The organism is Moorena sp. SIO4A1 (assembly GCF_010672065.1).
Taxonomy (GTDB): domain Bacteria; phylum Cyanobacteriota; class Cyanobacteriia; order Cyanobacteriales; family Coleofasciculaceae; genus Moorena.
The window spans coordinates 1-1,214 of sequence record NZ_JAAHHX010000882.1 but is presented as its reverse complement, the minus strand read 5'-3'; the positions used below and the strand labels follow the sequence as shown (position 1 = coordinate 1,214).

The window sequence follows — 1,214 nt, the reverse complement described above, 5'->3', positions numbered from 1 at the left end:
CGGGTCGATGGCGGTGCCGGGGGTCACGTTGAGTGCCATCACCTCGGCGTCATTCACGCCGAGATTGACGTCGTCCCATGGTTCGGTCTCACCAGCGACGGGTCCCTGCAAGGAGCCGGCAAGATCGCGGATCGCCAACCGCCACTTGGTGTTGTTCGTGTCGAAGTCGGATTGGTTCGCCCAGAGCGATCCCGCCTGGGCGTTGTTGGCCTGGAGGTTGATCGTCCAATCGCCGGCGGCCGCCAAACAGCAGAGCAGCAACTAACGCTGCACCACTAGCCCCAATCATACTAGTTCTTAACCGTTGTTGGAAGCGTTTGGGATCCCCTGCTTCCACACTGCGCCACCACCAAGTCAGTCCCTCTGCCAAGCCTACTGAGCTACCTATTAAGAGCCAACTTAGGAGTCTAATCATAATTCCTGAAATAGGAGATAATAATAGGATTTGGTAAATCACTCCAGAAATTAAACCGATGATAATTCCTAAGGCAGCAGCAATCAGGATCGGAATTTTGGCAATGCGGAGGTTTAGTTTAAATCTGGTGGGGTTACTAATAAAGATTTCATTAATTACCATCCCCACCGCTAAGGAGATAGCAATGCAGGGAAATAGGACAATTTCTTCTGGAATTAGCCTTGACAAGCCTAGGTTAGTAATTGCGACTTGACCTATATTCCAGCCAATTAATGCTGAGGTTATGCCAGCTAGTATGTAAAGGTAAATCCGCATTTTTTGATGTCATTGTTGGTTTTGTTTATTCAGCTTTTTGAGTAGATGTTCTTTTGTATGCTCCATTAAAATATTATAGGTATAATCACTATTTTCTGATTCTCTCTTGGGCTTGAGTATGATTCCATTAGGAATAATTCTTTGACTTTTTTGATATTTGTATATAGCCTGTACCCATTTTTCTTTTTCTTTTTTATTCTTAGTTATTTCAGGATATTGCAGATCTTGATTTTGAAGAATTTCTTTGATTGCATTGGCAACTTGATCATCTGGTTCATAGGGCTTATCATCCTCTTTTAATTCTTTTTTATTTTTTTCTAATTTAGGTTTTAGTTTAGTGTCATTAACCAGCTCTTTGAGAATATCCTGAATTGATTGACTGGTTACATCAATTTTTTGTAATGCTAGATTCTTAGACTCTTCAGTCATTTTAGGGTTCCACTGGGAATTTTTTACATAATTTGACAATTCAGCTGTTTGTTTA

At 41.8% G+C, this 1,214-nt stretch carries 2 protein-coding genes; both read right to left on the bottom strand.

Annotation, left to right across the window (positions count from 1 at the left end):
- Nucleotides 1-88: 88 nt before the first annotated feature.
- Complete coding sequence (locus tag F6K53_RS43750) at nt 89-730, bottom strand: hypothetical protein (protein ID WP_293087062.1); 642 nt, start codon at nt 728-730, stop codon at nt 89-91.
- A gap of 9 nt (nt 731-739) precedes the next feature.
- Nucleotides 740-1,214 (bottom strand): hypothetical protein (locus F6K53_RS43745; protein WP_293087059.1); only part of this gene is annotated, 475 nt, incomplete at its 5' end.

Bases quoted from the DNA above. Each gene is read 5' to 3' on its own strand.
- F6K53_RS43750 (WP_293087062.1), bottom strand. From the start codon at position 730: ATGCGGATTTACCTTTACATACTAGCTGGCATAACCTCAGCATTAATT.